The following is a 17,470-nucleotide window of genomic DNA, read 5'->3' as shown; positions in this document are numbered from 1 at the left end:
GCGTGATGTGGCGCAGCACCGTGGTGGTCACGTCGACCGCAGGCTCACACGTCAACACGCTCACTCTGGAGTATCTGCTGGCCGAGCAGGAGTGGGCGGCCACCATGGTGCTCACGCTGGCCGTACGGCGGCTGCGAAGGAGCGTCGCGGCACGGCAAGAGGGCGTGCCGGCGCACACGCTCGTGCGCCGGCACGCCCTCGAGGGGCTCAGCGCACCAGGAAGGCACGCTCGACGGTCTGGCTGACCGTGGCGCCCGCGCTGTCGCGGGCCGTGAACCGCAGGGAGAGCGAGTCGCCCGAGCGCGGCGGGTTCAGCAGCAGGGCACGCCAGGTGTCACGGCCTGTTGGCACCACCGCGGCCCGATGCCACGACTTGCCGTCGGAAGAGACCTCGGTGGTGACCTTGGTGATCGGCTTGGTCGCGCCCTCCATGCGCTGCAGCCGTAGCGGCAGCGCTATCAGACCGGGGCGGGTGGCGTTGTTCAGGTCGAGCTCGGGTTCGGCCCGCAGGACGAACAGCGGCACCGGGCCCGTGCCTGCCGAGGTGAACGACCACTCGGTCGTGAGCTTGGACGACAGCTCGGTGGCCCGGGGGTCGGCCGTTCCCTCGACGCGCAGTTGGAAACGCCCCGGGCCGGGCGCGACGGGCAGGGTCACGGTGTAGTTGGGCAACTGCTCGGCCGTCGCGACGACCTTGCCGTCCCGCAGCAGCGTGGTCGTGCCCTCGCCGAAATCGCTGCTGCCGGTGACGCGGTCGGGCCCGGCCACGTGCCACAAGGGCAGGTTGCCGACCTTGATCGCGTCATCGGTCCTGGTCACCAGGGTCCGATCTCGCAGGGCCGTACCCACGACTCCCGAGTTCCACCGCTCGTGTTCCTGCCGACCGGCGCGGTAGGCGCGCGCGTTGGCGTGCTCCAGCGTCTGGTGCAGCCGCCCGCTCGGCATCGTCTCCAGGGCCCGCTCCCAGGGGATGCCGGGAGTGAAGTACCAGGACTGGGTCACGGGCAAGGCGGTGATCGTCTGGCTCCAGCTCGTGTAGCCGTCGCCGAGGGGTCCGCCCGCCGTGGGCCCGGCGCCCGGCGCGCCGATGGCGTCCGCCCGCAAGGTGGCCAGGTCGGCGCGCACCTTGCCCAGCTCGCGATCACGCACCCGCAGCTTGCCCGGCACCACGCCGTCCTTGCGCAGCACGAGGTTGTAGACGTAGGGGCTATTGGTGAACGTGCCGTCCGAGCGCTGGGCGGCGAGCTGGGTGAACTTCTCGAAGCGGAACCCGGGCGCCTTGGTGGTGGTGGGCGCGACACGGAAGCGCAGCGGGTCGGGTGCGACGTTGCGCGGCAGGGAAAAGCGGTCGATGGAGAAGCTCGCCGCCCATTCCTGGCCGTCCGTCCGCTTCTGGAAGAAGACGAACTCCTCTCCCGTCGTCTTGGCGTCGGGCCGGTCCGTCTCGACCTCCATCATCTTGGCGGTGCGGGCGTCGAAGACGACCTCGCGATCGCCCTTCACCTCCAGGCCGGTGATCGGCACGACGCTGAGCTCCTCGTGGCCGTCGGGGAATGCGGTCCGCATGACGGTGTAGGCCAGGTAGCGGCCGGCCGGTACGCGGATCGGGCCCTCGCTGTCGCCGTGGTTGATGCCCATGTCGATGAGCGGGCCGCCGTCCTCGGGCATCAAGGTCATCGGCATGAAGTCCTCGGAGTCGTCGGGGACGGTGCCGAGCTGGTCGATCAGCTTGACGCGCAGGTCGTAGCTCTCCGGCTCCTTGCCGAAGCTGAGCAGGGTCGACAGGGCCACGCCCTCGGCCGAGGCGGTGATCCGCCCGCCGTAGGCGGTGGTGGAGGCCGCCTTGGGCGCGGCGGTTACGGTGACCGGCGCGCTGCCGCCCGCCGGGACGGTGATCTGCGCGGCGCTCAGCGTGAACACATCCTGCGCCGCGGTCTTCCCGGCGAGGTCGGTGGCCTCCAGGGCGAGGTTCAGGGTGACGGGCGCGCTGCCGATGTTGCGGTAGGTGAGGGTGCGCTCGATAGGCTTTTCCTCGTACGGCCAGCGCAGGTGGCCGAAGGCGAGCGTGCCGGTGTCGGCGGTGACGCTCTGCCGTACCGCCTTGGCCACGTCGAGACGGCCGGTGCCCGACTCCCAGACGTTCTCGCCGATCTTGGCCGAGCCGACAAGGGCGGCCTTGATCTCTCGCGAGGTCCAGCCGGGGTGCTGCTGGGCGAGGATGGCCGCGGCGCCCGCGACGTGCGGGGTGGCCATCGAGGTCCCCGACATCCGCACGTGCCCGCCAGTGCCCGCCTCGGCCGCGGCGATAGCCACGCCGGGAGCGGTCAGGTCGGGCTTGAGCGCGAAGTCGCCTGCCCGGGGGCCGCGGCTGGAGAAGCTCGCGAGCTTGTCGGCGGAGTCCACGGCGCCGACGGTGAGCGCGGCGTCGGCGCTGCCGGGGCTGCCCAGGCTGCCCGCGCGGGGGCCTTCGTTGCCCGCCGCGATGACGAAGAGCATGTCGCGCTCGGCGGAATAACGCTCGACGGCTTGCTCCAGCGGGTCCAGTCCGGCCTGGTCGGGGGCGCCGAGGCTCATGTTGACGATCTTGGCGCCCTGCTGGGCGGCCCACTCGATGCCCTCGATGATATCGGAGGTGTAGCCGCTGCCCGCATCGTCGAGCACCTTGCCGTTGAGCAGCCGGGCGCCGGGCGCGACGCCCTTGCGCGCGGGCGTGCCCGCCACGCCCTGACCGGCGATGGTGGAGGCCACGTGGGTGCCATGCCCCTGGCGGTCCACGGCGTCGGCACTCTGGCTGAAGTTGGCCGCCGCCTCCACACGCCCGGCCAGGTCAGGGTGGCGGTCGTCAACGCCGGTGTCCAGGACAGCCACCTTGACGCCCTCACCGGTGAAACCGGCCTGCCATGCCTGCGGCGCGCCGACCTGCGGCACGCTGTGGTCGAGCGTGGCCTTGACGGGCGAGTCCAGCCACACCTTCTGCACCGACCGGTCCTGGCTGAGCTGAGCCCAGGGGGCGTCCGCGGTGGCGACGGCGTTGATGGAGGCCAGTGGACGCGCCCCGGATAACGCTGTCATCGGCGCCGCCCCCTGGCCGTACTGCACGATCAGCGGCAGTGCCTTCTCGCCGAGACCGTCCTTGATCAGCTGCGGGACCCGGAAGAGGTTGCGATCGAGCACACCCCTGGCCACAGCGCCCGCGACGTCGAGCGGGATGAGCGTCCAATCGTCCTTGGTGCCCTGGGTGATGTAGCGGACGCTCGACCGGCCGGGACCGGCCGTGAAGGTGATCCGGCCGCCTTCCACGCTGACCCGGTCACCAGTGACCAGTGTGACGCTCTTCGCAGCGGCAGCATCGGGTGGGGGTGTTTCGGCGCTCGCCGACGAGGTCGCGGCCAGTGCCGCCGCCAGGACGGCCGCCGCGACCAACGTTCTGCCTACCATGCTTGTCTTCCTCTCTCCCTGACGAGAAAAGTCGATCAAGCAGGGCGATGCGCGACAAGCCCAAGACGGTGGCGGTTTCGGTCATGTCATAACTACGACACCGGCAATGTCAGAGTGCGTTACGCGAGCTGATGGCCCTTTTCGTCGTTGCGGTTGGATGAGGCCTGCTGGTCGGTGGGCGCCGTTCGGTCTACGGGCGCGGCTGGGTGAACAAGCCTGGCTCGGTTTCGACGAGGATGCCGCGACTGGCCAGACGTTTGAGCTTGGCACGGACGTTTTGGATGCCGTTGGGGGTCAGCGGCATATCCATCGCCAGTGCCAGATCGCGGGCGGGCAGAGAGCCGCCGGTCGTACCGAAGGCGGCGAGAATCTGCTGGTAGTCGGGATGATCGAAGCCGGCCAGCGGCGCGATCGGCTCGACCGGGTCGGGGTCCGCTTCGGAGAGGGACAGGAGGGTCTTGCGGCTGATCCGCAGGTGCTCAACCTCCTGACCGAGTTCGCTTAGCCGCGTGGTCAGGGAGTCGATTTCGGTCTGGGCCTGCTCGATCTACCAGGTCAGGGCCTGTTCGCGGGCATCCAGCCGGTCCAGGAGCCAGGTTCCGGGATCGGGCGGGCGGGTGTCGGGCCCGGTCATGTCCACCGCCAGGCCGGGGTCGTGGGGGTAAGGCGCCGGGACATCACGTCCGTCATCGCCCAGTACACCCGTGATTCGGAACTGGAGGCAAGATGCTCGTAGTCGCGGACCAGCCGTCGGTGGAACATCAAGATTCCGTAGGTCTGCTCGACGACCCATCGTTTCGGCTGGGGCACGAACCCCTTGTCGGCGGGGTTGCGTTCGACGATGTCCACGTCGATTCCCAGGCCGGCTCCATGGGTGACGACCGCGTTCTTGAATCCCCGGTCGACCAGTGCTTTGGTCACGCTGCCCTCGGTGGCGGCGGCGACCCGGTTCAGCAGGGCGATCCCGGCGGCGTTCTCGTGAGCTGAGGCCGCGAGCATGACGACGGCGATGACCAGCCCCAGCACGTCTACGGCCAGGCCTCGCTTGCGGCCCGGCACCTTCTTGGCCGCATCCCGGCCGGTCGTGGTGGCGGGGACGCCGGCCGCGACGTGGACGCTTTGGGTGTCCAGCACCACCAGGCTTGGGTCGGCTAATCGCTTCTTCTTCTCGCGCAGATGCCAGCGCAACAGGTCGTGGATGGTCTTGTCGGTGCCGTCGTCGCGCCATTTGGCGAAGTAGTAGTACGTTGCGCCCTTGGGAGGCAGATCGTGAGGGAGATAGTCCCATTGGACGCCGGTTCGTCCTTGGTAGCGGATGGCGTTGACGATCTCTCGTAGTTCGTAGTTGCCCTCGTGTCCGCTGACTGAGGGGTGCGCGGCCTTCCAGGCCATGAGGACCGGGTCGATCAACGCCCACTGCGCGTCGGTTAAGTCGCTCGGGTACTGTTTGCGCTCAGTCATCGCGCCATCCCAGCACATCTGGGCCCGCCGACTGGCAGTAACGCTACAAATCCATACGATCACCCTGCGACATCACGGACAGAGGCTCGCGTAAACGCACTCTCAAACCTGAGTCAGGTCATGAGGACCGGCAGCCCCGGGGGCCCGGGCCGCCCACAGGCCCGGCCCTCCTCCTGTGTGTCTGCTACCTCCAGGTGTAGTTTGCGTCCGTGATGGGCGGCAGGTGAGGGTTGCCAGCCGGTGCATCCGGCCTGGCCAGCGCGCTTACTGCCGCTCCGATGAGCGGGAACAGGGGCAGCTGCTCGAGCCGCTTGTAGGGCACCCACTCGACAATCCCCGACTCGGTACTGCCGTCCGGCAGTTCGTCGTGCTCCAAGGTCGCGAGCCGGGCACGCACCTTCGGCGTGACGTGGCAGCGGAAGACCAGGTGCAGCTTGCGCGGAGACGGGGTAGGGCCGGGCCGGGTGACCATCTGGTCTTGGACCCAGCACAGTTCCGGCGGCGTCGCGTCGTCGGGATCGAGCCAGAGCTCCTCGGCAAGTTCACGGCGTAGTGCGGCGAGAAGGCACTCCCTGACGTTCACGCCGCCGCCGGGCGGCGTGAAATGCGAGCCGGACGGCCGATCACGGCGGATCAGTGCGACTTCGTCGCCGCAGAACACGAGGGCGCCGACGCGGATCTTGATGCGGGAGAATGGCGTGGCCAGGTCGGTCATGCGGGCAGTCTCACCCGTTGCGGGCCAGGCTGTCTGGCGAACCAGTGGACCGGCTGGCGCGCACGGCGCCTCAGCGAGCTTTCTCGAACGTGGCTGGCGGACGTGGACTTCACGAAGCTGTGCCGATCTTGAGGTTCAGCGCCGGCGCAAGCCCAGCACCCGCTCAGCTTCTCCCGGCGCCAGGTCGATGTGGGCCACCAGCGGATCGGCGTCCAAAGAGCCGTCGACGTGAGAGATGTGCTCGCAGACCTCGCCGAGCTCGAAGGCGCGATCGCTACGACCGGAGTCTTCCCAGACAATCAGTCGCACACGACGCTCGTGATCGTCCCACAGGTAGTTGGCCCGATTCCCGTCCGGCAGGCCGAGGACGGGCGGCAGCGGGTTCGTGACGAGCTTGTCGGGAGCGGACGAAGCCAGCCACGCAACCCCCGCCCGACATGCCTCTCAAGGACGAGAGGATCACCGCCGAGATCAGGCTGCTTGCATGCCCAAGCCCGGGGTCTTGGCCACCTATCTGAAATCGTTGACTCCCATGCTCGAGGGGGTCAGAGTGGACCAGCCGCTCGCACTCCGTCGCACCAACACCGGCAATGGTGGCATGCTCATATCTCAAGCCTCGGTCCAGAACGTTTGACGGTGAGGGTGAAGCCTGTGCCCATGTTGGTCGAGCCCATATTCGAACCTACCGACAACCAACTGGTGAATGCCGGACTATTCCTTTTAGACGTACTTCTGAGTTTCTGGTTCTTATGGGTACCTTGGGTCTTACTTTGGTGGATATCTGAAGGGCGCCACAAGCGCTCATCCGGCAGTTCCGGTGGCTCCGGCAGTTCCAGCTATCGTCACGACGGGGCTGGTGGCGACGGTGGCAGTGACGGTGGTGACGGCGGTGGAGGCGACGGCGGTGGCTGACGGACAGCCATGGCAAACGGCTGCGGCTGGCCCCCAGGGAGCGGGCTCGACGTTCGCCACCACCTCGTGTGGGAGTTGATGCAGCTGGTGCAGTGCGGCGGCCATGGCCTGGACCTGCTCGCTGGTGTCGACTGGAGCATATGTTTGCGGTCGATTAGTTTCACGTCAGTGAGGTGATCTCAACGAATTGCGAGCAGGTAGTCGTGCTCGAAATGGGTGAGGACAAGTGCCGCGCGAGCGATGTGGCCGATTCGGCTTGGGCTGACGGTGATGTGCTGGAGGGTTCGCCAGCGGCCTTTGAGCAGGGCGAAGCCACGTTCGCCCAGGCAGCGTAGGGCGCGTAGAAGGCGGTTGTAGGTGCGGTTGTCCGGGCTGAGGACTTGGTTGCCTCCCGGCTGCTTGATCGGTGTGTGGATGCCGATTCCGGCGCCGTCGTAGCCGCTGTCGGCGAGGGTGGGCAGGCCGCGTGTGGCTGCGGCGTAGAGCGCGCCCAGCACCTGTGCACGGGCGGCGGTCAGATCGTGGGTGGAGCCGGGTTCGACGTCGGCGATCCACAAGGGAGCCCGTTCGGTGCGGAGACTGCCTGGAGGTTGCCGGCGTGCTGGTGGGCCTTGCCGGAGTACCACGCGTCGATGGGTTCGCCCTTGACGCTGAGGGTCTGCTCGGCGCAGCGATCGATGGGGATGAGGGTGCCGTCAAGGATCACGTACGGCAGTCCTTCGATGTGGGCCCGGTCGAGGGCTTGGTGCAGATCAGGGGCTTGAGCTGCGAGAATTTCGATGCCCTTGTGCGCCGACGGCGTAGGCCGTCTCTTGGAGCTCCGCCGCCGCCGCGGCGGATTCAACTGGTCGTCGCAACACCTCATCACGAGGAGGGTGTTGTGGCGCAGGGAAGAGCACGCGAGGCGCTCAAAGCCGGTCGACCGCCGCTTGAGTCGCCTGGACGGCCTCCGGTCAACCGGCGTGAAGAGCGACAGCGATTTTGGCGGCTGATCGCCGAGGGATTGTCGAGCGAGGACGCCGCTGTCGCGTGCGGCGTGTCGATGCCGCTGGGACCACGCTGGTTTCGTGAAGGTGGCGGTATGCCGCCGATCAGCCTGGATCCGCCGTCAGGTCGCTATTTGTCGTTCGCCGAGCGCGAAGAGATCGCCATCTTGCGCGCGCAAAAGTGCGGAGTACGGGAGATCGCCCGCCGGCTGGGGCGGGCCCCGTCGACGATCTCGCGGGAAATGCGGCGGAATGCGGCCACCCGCGGCGGCCGCCTTGACTACCGGGCCTCGGTCGCGCAGCGGCATTGCGATCGGCAGGCGCGGCGTCCCAAACCAAGCAAGCTCGCCACGAACCCCCGGCTTCAGCAATACGTTCAAGCAAGACTCTCCGCCGAGGTCACCTCGGCGGACGGCACTGCGACACCCGGCCCGCAAACCCGGTGGATCGGACGGCGTCACGGGCGTCGTCAGGACCGGCGCTGGGCGACATCATGGAGCCCGGAGCAGATCGCGAACCGGCTCAAGGTCGACTTCCCCGAGGACGAGACGATGCGAATCTCGCACGAGGCCATCTATCAGGCCCTGTATATCCAGGGCCGGGGCGGGCTGAAGCGTGAGCTGACGGCCTGCCTGCGCACGGGCCGCGCGCTACGGGCGCCCCGGGCCCGGACCCGCCACCGGGGCAAGAAATTCGTCACCGAGGAAGTGCTGATCAGCCAGCGGCCTGCCGACGTTGCCGACCGGGCCGTCCCCGGGCACTGGGAAGGCGATCTCATCATCGGCCTGAACAGATCCGCGATCGGCACGCTGGTGGAGCGGAGCACCCGCTTCACCATGCTGCTGCACCTGCCCCCGATGGAGGGCCACGGTGATGCCCCGCGGCTGAAGAACGGACCGCCACTGGCCGGCCACGGCGCCAAGGCAGTTCGCGATGCCATCGCCGCCACCATCACCACGCTGCCCGCGCAACTACGCAGGTCATTGACCTGGGAGCAGGGTTCTGAGATGGCCCAGCATGCGCAGCTGCGCATCGACACCGGCCTGGAGATCTACTTCTGCGATCCACACAACCCCTGGCAGCGCGGCACCAATGAAAACACCAACGGCCTGCTGCGCCAGTACTTCCCCAAGGACACCGACTTGAGCCGGCACGCTCGACTTGGAAGCCATCGCGGCCACACTCAACGCCCGCCCTCGAAAGACCCTCGGCTGGAGAACCCCCACCGAGGCCTTCAACGATCATCTAAAATCACTTCTGAGCAGCAGTGTTGCGACGACTCCTTGAACCCAAGCAATACACATCTTTCCGGTTCACCACCCATCTGCTGGCGGCCGGCATCGACGCCTCCATCGGCACGGTCGGCGACGCGCTCGACAACGCCCTGATGGAATCGCAGATCGGCCTCTACAAGACCGAGCTGATCAAGCCCCGAGGCCCGTGGCGCAGCCTGGCCGAGGTGGAACTGGCCACTGCCGAATGGGTGGCCTGGTTCAACAGCACCCGCCTGCACTCAGCCGTCGGACACCTCCCGCCCGAGGAGTTCGAGGCGATCTACTACGCTCAACACCACCCCAACGAAGCCCTAGCAATCAACCGCTGAGATCTCCATCAAAGCCGGGGCGGTTCACTGGAGTACTAGGGGGCAGAACGGGACGGTCGCGGCCCGGCACCGTGGAGGAGGGTGTCGATGATGCGCGCCGCGAGCGTGTCGGGGTCGGCGCCTTCCGCGTTGCCGTGGAGCGATTCGCCGATGAGCGCGTAGTAGACCCTGCGCACCCAGTCGAGGTCGGCCTTTTCGTCGATGAGCCCGTCGTTCTGGGCCCTGCGCAGGGCGAGGGCGCAACGGTCGTTGATGTCGCGCTGCAACAGCGAGGCCTCGCTGCCCGGCTCCGAGGGCAGGGCCAGGGCGAAGGCCCAGGCGCTCTTCACCTCCAGCACGTTCGCGGTGATCCTGTGCATCGCGACGAGGGGCGGCGCGGTGTCGGGCCTGCCGTCGTCGATGGCCCTGACGAGCTGACGGGCCGCTGAGGTGGCGAGCGCGTCGGTGAGCGCCTGCCGGTTGGCGAAGCGCCGGTGGATCGTCGTGCGCGCCACGCCCGCCGCGGCGGCGATCTGTTCCATCGACGCGCCCGGGTCTACGGCGAGCACGCGTTCTGCCGCCTCCAGGATCGCGCGGACGCTGCGTTCCGCGTCCGCGCGCAGTGCTTTCTCACTCATCATGCCTCCGGTATAGCGCGCCTATCCTGCAGAATCCTACAACACTGATGCAACAAAACGACTAACTGCATCATCGCTGTTGCAGATTCACTAGCTTTTGGTACATACTCCTCTCAGTTGCTCCACCGAACTAAGGGGAAGACATGAACCGCACCGCTCTCGTCACCGGCGCCTCGTCCGGTCTCGGCGCCGAGTTCGCCACCCAGCTCGCCGCCCAGGGACACGACGTGATCCTCGTGGCCCGCTCGGGCGACCGACTGGCCGCGCTCGCCGAGCGCCTCGTCGCCGACCACGGCGTGCGTGCCCACGTGCTGGTCCAGGACCTCGCGAGGCCCGACGCCGCCCGGCGCGTGGCCGAGCAGGTGACAGGCCGCGGTCTGCACGTCGACCTGCTGGTCAACAACGCGGGTTTCGGCACGTGCGGCCGCTTCGAGGAGATCTCGACCGAGCGTGACCACGAGCAGTTGATGGTCAACGTGGTCGCCCTCGTGGACCTCACCCACGAACTCCTGCCCGGCATGCTGGCGCGCGGCGGCGGCTCGGTCATCAACGTGGCCTCGAACGCCGGGTTCCAGCCTTCGCCGTACTTCGCGGTGTACGGAGCGTCCAAGGCGTTCGTCCTGAACTTCGGTCTCGCGCTCCGTCAGGAGTACCGCAAGCGCGGCATCCGCGTGCTCACCCTGTGCCCCGGCCCGGTCGAGACCGGCTTCTTCGAGGCCATCGGCACCCGCAACGCCGCCGTCACCGGCTCGTTCACCACGCCGGAGCCGGTCGTGCGCGCCACGCTGCGGGCGCTGGAGCGCGGGCGCGGATACGTCGTCCCCGGGTTCGGCAACGCGCTGGGCGCGCACCTGACGCCGCGCCGTCCCCGCACGCTAGTCGCGGCGATCGCCGAGCGCGTCACCCGCAAGGTCCTGGTCGCCGAGGGCAAGGCTCCGGTCGCCTCCGCCGAGCGGAGCGCGGCGTGAAGCTCTCCGCTCCCCTCGCCGCGGGCTCGGCGATGCTGCTCGTCGGCACCTCGACCGGGGTGTCGGCCACCGTCGCCGCCTACCCCGTCTTCACCGGCCAGGCCCTCCGATACGCGCTCGCCGCGGTGATCCTCCTGCTCGTCGTCCGTCGTCAGCGGCTCCCCCGCGTCCGGCTGAACGCGCGTGACGTGCTGCTGCTGTTCGCGCTGGCCGGCACCGGCCTCGCCGGGTTCGAAGGCGTCACCGAGCAGTGCCGGCCGACACCCGTCGTCTTCGCCGGCTACGACCTGGACGACAGCCTGGCGCCCGGCAGCACCTGGTCCTTGGCCGGCGGAGCGCGGAACGTCCACTCGGTGTCGTGCTGGGCGTTCTTCGCGGTCAGCCGGTAGGTACCGGAGCCCTCGGGCAGAGTGAACACCCAGGTCCGCGGCCCTGGTCCGCAGCGCCTCGACGACCGGCCCCAGCGGGAACGGCTCCCGGATCTGGCCACACCATGCGTGCAGGATCCGCCGTCCGGAGAGCTCCGGGCGGCTCAGCAGCTCAGCCACCAGGCGGGACTTGCCGATCCCTGCCTCACCCTCGACCACGACCACCGAGGGCGGCACCGTCACGGCGGTGATCAGCCGCCGCAACTCCGCGTCGCGCGCCACCAGAATCGGAGAGACCACCCGGCCCAGAGTCTTGCGCCCATCCGTGCTCATCCGCCTCGCATCCGGTCACCGACCTCAGCCGGTCGGCCCCCGGTCATGGTGACGACATTCAATCCCCTTGCTTGACGAATGTCACCTATCGCACCGAACGCGACCTCTGCCTACGACGTCACGGTCCCGGCCAGTACGGGCTGAATAGGTGGAACTGGTTCGGCAGGCCCGGCAGGTAACGCGCGTTGTCGGTGTTGTAGAGCGGCTTTGTCACTCCCCCGAAGCGTGGAGACGGTTCTATGCCACAGCGGTCCACAGCAGGGCCGTTGACGCTTACCTCTTGGGGATCATCCGCTGCTCGAATGTGACGGGCGGCAGTCCGCAGGGACAGCATCACTACCGACTTGTCCCCGCCGATGGTCCACGTTTCCGCCGTCAACTACGCGACCGTTTCTGCCGGCCGCACAAGGTGGCCAACCGGACGCCGACCGCCATGGAGGAACAGGTCGCGGCCTGCCGGCAGGCCCAGCGACGCGGACCAGCGCACATCGCCGCGGCGACCGGCGTGCCCGAGCGGACAGACCCGCTCCTCGCCGCCGGCCTCGGACAGGCGGGTGGCCTGCTCGGGTGCCAGGTCCAGCAGGCCGCGCACCGAGTCGGCGGTGCGCTTGGTGGCCACCGCCTCCAGCGCGCCGGAGGTGGCGAAGATGACGATCAGCAGCGCGCCGTCGAAGACCTGCCCGATCGCCGCCGCGCCGATCGCGGCGACGACCATGAGCAGGTCGACGTCCAGGGTCTTGTCCCGCAACGCCTTGAGCCCGGACAGTCCAGGCTCCCAGCCGCCGGCGGCGTAGCAGATCAGGTACAGGCCCCACCACAGCCACGAGGGCGCGCCGGACAGCTGGCAGATCCCGCCGGCGGCGAACAGCAGGGTGGCGGCCGTGGCCCAGCGCACCTCGGGCAGCGACCACATGCCCGCCCGCCAGGCTGACCTTGCCGGCGCCGGGGCGGCGTCACCCGCCTCTGGCACGGGGAAGGTTCTCACGTGGACAGTCACCCTGGCAGCATATATGCGCAGTCACGCAGGTACGCAATCAGCAGGATAGCGGGATATGCTGACCACCATGCACACGTCGCTGCCCGACTTCGACATGCCGAACGAGGAACAGGTGCACCTGGCCGCCGAGTCGTTCCGGCTGCTGTCCGACCCCACCCGGATCAAGATCCTGTGGGCGTTGCTGCAGGGCGAGTCCAACGTCGCCTGCCTGGCCGAGCTCGCCGACGCCGCGCCCACCGCGGTCAGCCAGCACCTGGCCAAGCTACGCCTGGCCGGCCTGGTCAAGGGCCGGCGCGAAGGCACCTACGTCTACTACAGCGCCGCCGACGAGCACGTGCGCCGGCTGCTGGCCCAGGGCCTGTTCCACGCCGACCACATCGACCGCGGCGAAGACTCCCTCGCCGCCACCGGGCGCCCCGCCGGTGCCGCCTCGTGAATACCCGATCCCCGACGCCGAGTAGAACTGGCGCGGACTAGGCCGAAACCGTCGAACACCTGGCGAACGGCGTGGCATCCCCACATCAACCTAGGCTCGCCCGCATACTGGGGACACTCCCCTCCATCGTCAATCGCTTCACTTGCCCGTCAAGAGGGAGATCATGAGGGTTGTAGCGACATTCGGCCTACTCGCAGCCCTTGTCGCAAATCCCTGCACGATCGCGGCGGCCGCGCCCGTCCTGCCGATACCCGACCCTCCGATAGAGGAGGGCGACAGTGCCGATGACCAGACCAACCCGGAGGGAGCGGCAGGCCAGCCCGCAGCGCCGGCCGGGATCGGCAATTGGACGGGAGTCCAGATCAGGCCACGCCGCCCACGTCAGGACAGTTACGTTCGCGTGCAAGTACGCTGCCCCGCCAAGGCCACCGACGCAATCGTGGCCGCCAAACCCTTCAACCCGCCAGGCTCGAGGACGTTCCGCACACAGCTGGGCGTCGGGATGAGGAACAACCGGGGCTTCGACAAGATGTACCTCGCCTACGACGCGCTCCTCGGCTGGCGCAGGGTCACGCTGAAATGCGTGAAGGTCACCATGCTGGAGCACCCTCGCAGGAGAGTGATCGAGGTGGTCAGCCGATCCGACACCTACGTCTTCGTCCGAAGGTTCGAGCCGGGCAAATTCTGACCGGATCATCACCGTGTTCAGATAGGTGACGGCCCGGAACTTCTACAGCTCCGGCTGGCCGCCAGTCAGTTGATCGGTGGGTACGGCGGCGAGCGCAGTTCACCAGGGGCGGGGGCCGAGCACAGGATGCCGGCCCGACTCATGGGTCCTTGCCGTCCTGCTCGTAGCACCGTATACCCCTACTCGGCAATGCTTGGAGGTCCCGAAGTGTCGCCCCTGTGTCGAAGTGTCAGACAGGCTTCAATAACTTGAACATCGATGTTCGAGTTATTGGAAGGGTGGCGCGTGGTACGCGAGAAGCACTGAGAGAGGGACGAGCATCGGCAACGGGCGATTCGCCCCGAGGCCTGCAAGGGGTGCCTCTGCGCCCGCATCAGACGATCCGCCCCAAGAGCAGGCTTGGCGTGGCACACCCGGCGCAGCGGTCAGCCAACAACCAGGATGGGCAGCGCTTCACCGACGCGCCCTTCCCTCTCCTGACCGAGAATCAGGACCGCCACCTGCCGGTCCGCCTCATCGAGCGGTACAGAGCACGGTCGGCCAGAGCAGTCGCACCGGTCGCCTCAGGCGACGGAATCGCCGCTTCTCACGATGGGCCAGGGCCGGCCTCGCTGTCGAACCCCTTCCCGGCGGCCCATCATGCGTGGCGCCATGCCCCTGGGGGACGGCACCATCGTCGTTCTGCTGCTGGCAGGACTGATCTTCATGGCGGCCCTGGTGCTGGGGGTATGGAAATACCTGCAGATGATCCACTCGGAGCACCACAGGGCTCACCTCTATGTGGACATAGCGCATCGTGCCGCCCTGCTGTATTCGTTCGCGACCTTACTGATCGCCGTCTTCGTCGAGCTGAGCGGCTGGCCGGCGCGGCTTCCTGCTCAGAGACGCCGGGCCGGCCGAGCTCTTGCATGCCATCCGGGTGGTCGCCGCCGGAGAGTCGCTCCTCGCGCCGCGGATCACTCGACGCCATATCGGCCAGTTCACCGCGCGACGAACAACTGCCCGGGCCGGGGAGGACCGGCTCGCGGTGCTGACCGAGCGCGAGCGCGAAGTGCTGGCCCTGGTGGGACGGGGCCTGAGCAACCACCAGATCGGTGCCGAGTTGTTTCTCAGCCCGGCCACCGCACGCACCCATGTCAGCCGCGCGATGACGAAACTGGGTGCGCGCGACCGTGCGCAACTGGTCGTCATCGCTTACCGAACAGGACTGGTCAGCCCTGCGATGTAAGGCACGGCCACGCCGCGTTCGCGCAGCGACTGCGCGTCGATGATCACGTCGTTGCCGAACACCTTGGGCTACCCGCCGTGGCGCATCGACTTGGACATTGCGCCTGCCGATAATCACATCCGCCCAGGTCATGGCCATCTGGAGGCTTCGCGTCGCGGCGCGAGCTCCAGCCACCGGGAGAGGGCGAACGCATACGGCATGATGATCGGCCGTGCTCCTTCGTCCGACCCATCTCACCGTCACGAACACGTTCGCCGCGCTGCGACTGCTGCCCATGAGCGATCGGGACAAGGACATCGAGATCCTCGCCCTGCGCACCAGATCACCGTCCTCGAACGCCAACTCGGCGCCGACACCGAACTCAGATTCGCTCCCGAGGACCGGGCCTTTCTCGCCGCTCTCCTGACCTCGCTACCCCGCGAGGTCCTGCGCCGGCTGCGGCTGCTCATCCAACCGGACACCGTCTTGCGCCGGCATCGCGATCTGATGAAAGTGCGTCATGCCCGTACCTGTCGGCCGAAGCGGCCTGGCCGCCCACTGAAGTTGCGCCGGAACTCTGGCGAATAGCCTCGTCGTCCCATGCCACTCTCCTCTCATCAAGTGGCACAAGAATCCAGTAACCCACCTCCACTCAACCCGGGACACACCAGTCCGTAGGTGTCCTGACTGTTGTGGCAGGACTGTCGCCGATCCAGCGCGTGGACGGTTCGCCGGCCCCGGAGAAACGGAGAACCGGTCAGCCCTTCAGATCTCCCGTGAAGCGCGGCTCCCGCTTGGCGACGAACGCCTCGATGCCCTCCATGGCGTCAGCGGTGGCAAAGAGACGGGAGAGCACGGCTTGCTCGGTGGTCAGCGCCGCGCCGAGCGCCTGCTGGACGCCGTCGTCGATGAGCCGTTTGGCCTCCCGAACGGCGATCGGCGCGGCCGAGGCCAGCCGTCCGGCGAGTTCCGTCGCGGCGGGCAGGAGCTCGTCCGCGGAGGTGACCTGGTGCAGCAGCCGGTGCCGGTCGGCTTCGTCGGCGCGCATGATCCGGCCCGTCATCACGAGTTCCTTGGTCGCGCGGATGCCGATGGCCCTGGACAGCCGCTGCGTTCCGCCGCCACCGGGCAGCAGGCCGAGCTTGACCTCGGGCAGGCCGAACCGGGCGGACTCGGAGGCGACGATCAGATCGCAGCACAGGGCCACCTCGAAGCCGCCGCCCAGCGCGTACCCGTTGACCGCGGCGATCGTCGGCTGGGGCAGCTGTTCCAGCTCGTCGAACACCGCCCTGGACATGCGCTGGTAGGCGTCGAACTCGGCCTGCGTGGCGCCGTGGTACTCGCCGATGTCGGCGCCCGCGATGAAGCCGCGCCCGGTGCCGGTCAGCACGAGCACGCGTACGTCCCGGCGGCCGCGCAGGTCGCGCAGGTAGTCGCCGAGGGCGGCGACCATCGACTTGGACAGCGCGCCGAGCGCGTCCTCCCGGTCGACGCGGAGGGTGGCGACGCCGCCCTCCGCGGTCTCGACCAGGTTCTCGTGGATTCTCACCTGGCCGCCGCCGCCTCGCGGAGCGCCGCGATCTCGGCGGCGGACAGGACCTCGCCCAGCACCTCGTCGGTGTGCTCGCCCACCAGCGGCGGCGCCTGGCGGAGCTGCCACGGCGTCTCCGACAACCGGATCGGGCAGCCGATCAGTTCGAGCTTACCCGCGCGCGGGTGCTCGACCTCCACGATCAGGTCGTGGCCCTGCTCCCTGAGCTCGTCCACGGCCTCGCGGGTGCTGCGTACCCGGGCGCACCACAGCCCCGCGCCGAGCAGCGTCTCGACCAGCTCGCCGGCGGTACGGCCCGCCGTGACCGCCTCCAGCCGGTCCTTGATCTCGTCCCGGTCGGCCCAGGCGTCGAGCTCGTCCAGTGCGCTGACGCCCAGCGTCCCGGCGACCTCGGCGACCGGGGCCATGGCGATGGCGATCCAGCCGTCCGCGGCCCGGTAGACACCGAACGGCGCGGACAGCCACGCCTGCCCGATCCCGGCCCGCGAGCGTTCCCAGTTCTGACCCTGGTTGACCATGGCGGAGATCTCCTGGCACTGCAGGGCGATCGCGGTGGAGTAGAGGTCCACCTCGACCCGCTGGCCGAGGCCGTGCCTGGCCTTGGCGAGCAGCGCGGCGAGGATGCCGTTGGCCAGGCAGAGCGCGGTGGAGGCGTCCACGATGGAGGTGCCCGCGGGGGTGGGCGGGTCATCCGCCCGCCCGCCTGCCGCGGCGAGCCCCGACATGGCCTGGATCAGCAGGTCCTGGCCCGGTCGCTTCTCCTTGGCGAAGACCGTGTCCTGCCCCCAGCCGGACCCCGAGCAGTAGATGATGTCGGGCTTGACCGCCTTGAGGTCGTCGTAGCCGAGCCCCAGCTTGTCGAGGATCCCGGGACGGAAGTTCTCGACGACGACGTCGCAGGTGGCCGCCAGTTTCAAGAGCGCGTCCCGTACGGCGGGCGCCTTGAGGTCCACCGCGACGGACCGTTTGTTGCGGTTCATCGCGAGGAAGGCGGCCGACTCCCCGGCGACCAGGTCGCCCATCATCTCCAGGCCGCGTTCCCACTCCCCGTCGAGCCGTTCGACCTTGATGACGTCGGCGCCGAGATCGGCCAGCAGTTGCGTGCCGTACGGGCCGAGCATCATCTGGGTGAAGTCGAGGATGCGGATTCCTTCGAGTGCTCCTGGCATGGTTGCCCCCTAGTGCTGAG

At 68.4% G+C, this 17,470-nt stretch carries 16 protein-coding genes and 4 pseudogenes; 10 read left to right on the top strand and 10 right to left on the bottom strand.

Annotated elements, in window-relative coordinates:
• The first annotated feature begins 2 nt into the window (after window positions 1-2).
• The gene (locus ACIHAD_RS32550) at window positions 3-245 is read left to right on the top strand and encodes a hypothetical protein (RefSeq protein ID WP_397358521.1); all 243 of its coding nucleotides are present in this window, start codon (window positions 3-5) and stop codon (window positions 243-245) included.
• Here the strand turns inward: ACIHAD_RS32550 and ACIHAD_RS32545 are convergent.
• Window positions 208-3,438, bottom strand: a complete 3,231-nt coding sequence (locus ACIHAD_RS32545; RefSeq protein WP_397358520.1) for a S8 family peptidase — start codon at window positions 3,436-3,438, stop codon at window positions 208-210. The genes ACIHAD_RS32550 and ACIHAD_RS32545 overlap by 38 nt on opposite strands.
• Before the next feature lie 157 nt (window positions 3,439-3,595).
• On the opposite strand from ACIHAD_RS32545, the gene ACIHAD_RS32540 reads away from it, so the two are divergent.
• Complete coding sequence (locus ACIHAD_RS32540; protein ID WP_397358519.1) at window positions 3,596-3,943, top strand: hypothetical protein; 348 nt, start codon at window positions 3,596-3,598, stop codon at window positions 3,941-3,943.
• A gap of 125 nt (window positions 3,944-4,068) precedes the next feature.
• Here ACIHAD_RS32540 and ACIHAD_RS32535 read toward each other — a convergent pair whose 3' ends face one another.
• The 4 genes and pseudogenes from ACIHAD_RS32535 to ACIHAD_RS32520 form a co-directional block, all read right to left on the bottom strand.
• The gene (locus ACIHAD_RS32535) at window positions 4,069-4,899 is read right to left on the bottom strand and encodes an IS5 family transposase (RefSeq protein WP_397358518.1); all 831 of its coding nucleotides are present in this window, start codon (window positions 4,897-4,899) and stop codon (window positions 4,069-4,071) included.
• A 184-nt stretch (window positions 4,900-5,083) separates the two neighbouring features.
• The gene (locus tag ACIHAD_RS32530; protein ID WP_397358517.1) at window positions 5,084-5,614 is read right to left on the bottom strand and encodes an NUDIX domain-containing protein; all 531 of its coding nucleotides are present in this window, start codon (window positions 5,612-5,614) and stop codon (window positions 5,084-5,086) included.
• 135 nt (window positions 5,615-5,749) lie between these two features.
• Complete coding sequence (locus ACIHAD_RS32525) at window positions 5,750-5,923, bottom strand: hypothetical protein (RefSeq protein WP_397358516.1); 174 nt, start codon at window positions 5,921-5,923, stop codon at window positions 5,750-5,752.
• 782 nt (window positions 5,924-6,705) lie between these two features.
• Window positions 6,706-7,502: pseudogene (locus tag ACIHAD_RS32520) on the bottom strand (transposase family protein).
• A 105-nt stretch (window positions 7,503-7,607) separates the two neighbouring features.
• Between ACIHAD_RS32520 and ACIHAD_RS32515 the strand changes: the two are divergent.
• Window positions 7,608-8,799: pseudogene (locus ACIHAD_RS32515) on the top strand (IS30 family transposase).
• A 100-nt stretch (window positions 8,800-8,899) separates the two neighbouring features.
• On the top strand, window positions 8,900-9,115 hold the full coding sequence (locus ACIHAD_RS32510) for an integrase core domain-containing protein (RefSeq protein WP_397358541.1): 216 nt from the start codon (window positions 8,900-8,902) through the stop codon (window positions 9,113-9,115).
• A gap of 35 nt (window positions 9,116-9,150) precedes the next feature.
• On the opposite strand, the gene ACIHAD_RS32505 is transcribed toward ACIHAD_RS32510, so the two are convergent.
• Complete coding sequence (locus ACIHAD_RS32505; protein ID WP_397358515.1) at window positions 9,151-9,735, bottom strand: TetR/AcrR family transcriptional regulator; 585 nt, start codon at window positions 9,733-9,735, stop codon at window positions 9,151-9,153.
• A 140-nt stretch (window positions 9,736-9,875) separates the two neighbouring features.
• On the opposite strand from ACIHAD_RS32505, the gene ACIHAD_RS32500 reads away from it, so the two are divergent.
• A complete protein-coding gene (locus ACIHAD_RS32500; protein ID WP_397358514.1) occupies window positions 9,876-10,700 on the top strand; it encodes an SDR family NAD(P)-dependent oxidoreductase in 825 nt (274 codons plus the stop codon).
• Window positions 10,697-11,089, top strand: coding sequence for a hypothetical protein (locus ACIHAD_RS32495; RefSeq protein ID WP_397358513.1), 393 nt, complete (start codon window positions 10,697-10,699; stop codon window positions 11,087-11,089). Before ACIHAD_RS32500 ends, ACIHAD_RS32495 begins: the two co-directional genes overlap by 4 nt.
• Here ACIHAD_RS32495 and ACIHAD_RS32490 read toward each other — a convergent pair.
• Window positions 11,081-11,401: pseudogene (locus ACIHAD_RS32490) on the bottom strand (AAA family ATPase); the annotation flags it as partial. The gene ACIHAD_RS32495 and the pseudogene ACIHAD_RS32490 overlap by 9 nt on opposite strands.
• Before the next feature lie 379 nt (window positions 11,402-11,780).
• On the bottom strand, window positions 11,781-12,398 hold the full coding sequence (locus ACIHAD_RS32485; protein ID WP_397358512.1) for a hypothetical protein: 618 nt from the start codon (window positions 12,396-12,398) through the stop codon (window positions 11,781-11,783).
• Window positions 12,399-12,453: 55 nt separating this feature from the next.
• On the opposite strand from ACIHAD_RS32485, the gene ACIHAD_RS32480 reads away from it, so the two are divergent.
• The 4 genes and pseudogenes from ACIHAD_RS32480 to ACIHAD_RS32465 all read left to right on the top strand — a co-directional run bounded on the left by ACIHAD_RS32480 (window position 12,454) and on the right by ACIHAD_RS32465 (window position 15,156).
• A complete protein-coding gene (locus tag ACIHAD_RS32480) occupies window positions 12,454-12,834 on the top strand; it encodes an ArsR/SmtB family transcription factor (protein WP_397358511.1) in 381 nt (126 codons plus the stop codon).
• Between the two features lie 502 nt (window positions 12,835-13,336).
• The gene (locus ACIHAD_RS32475) at window positions 13,337-13,522 is read left to right on the top strand and encodes a hypothetical protein (RefSeq protein ID WP_397358510.1); all 186 of its coding nucleotides are present in this window, start codon (window positions 13,337-13,339) and stop codon (window positions 13,520-13,522) included.
• Window positions 13,523-14,378: 856 nt separating this feature from the next.
• Window positions 14,379-14,750 (top strand): annotated as a pseudogene (locus ACIHAD_RS32470) (response regulator transcription factor); the annotation flags it as partial.
• A gap of 211 nt (window positions 14,751-14,961) precedes the next feature.
• Window positions 14,962-15,156, top strand: a complete 195-nt coding sequence (locus tag ACIHAD_RS32465) for a hypothetical protein (RefSeq protein ID WP_397358509.1) — start codon at window positions 14,962-14,964, stop codon at window positions 15,154-15,156.
• A gap of 330 nt (window positions 15,157-15,486) precedes the next feature.
• On the opposite strand, the gene ACIHAD_RS32460 is transcribed toward ACIHAD_RS32465, so the two are convergent.
• Window positions 15,487-16,278 (bottom strand): enoyl-CoA hydratase/isomerase family protein, encoded by a 792-nt coding sequence (locus ACIHAD_RS32460; protein ID WP_397358508.1) that lies wholly within the window; start codon window positions 16,276-16,278, stop codon window positions 15,487-15,489.
• The gene (locus ACIHAD_RS32455) at window positions 16,275-17,450 is read right to left on the bottom strand and encodes a CaiB/BaiF CoA transferase family protein (protein WP_397358507.1); all 1,176 of its coding nucleotides are present in this window, start codon (window positions 17,448-17,450) and stop codon (window positions 16,275-16,277) included. The genes ACIHAD_RS32460 and ACIHAD_RS32455 overlap by 4 nt, the downstream gene beginning before the upstream one ends.
• Between the last annotated feature and the right edge of the window lie 20 nt (window positions 17,451-17,470).

Source organism: Nonomuraea sp. NPDC052265 (assembly GCF_044547985.1).
GTDB lineage: Bacteria > Actinomycetota > Actinomycetes > Streptosporangiales > Streptosporangiaceae > Nonomuraea.
Note: the sequence above shows the minus strand (reverse complement) of the source record. Positions and strands in the feature narration are given on the sequence as shown.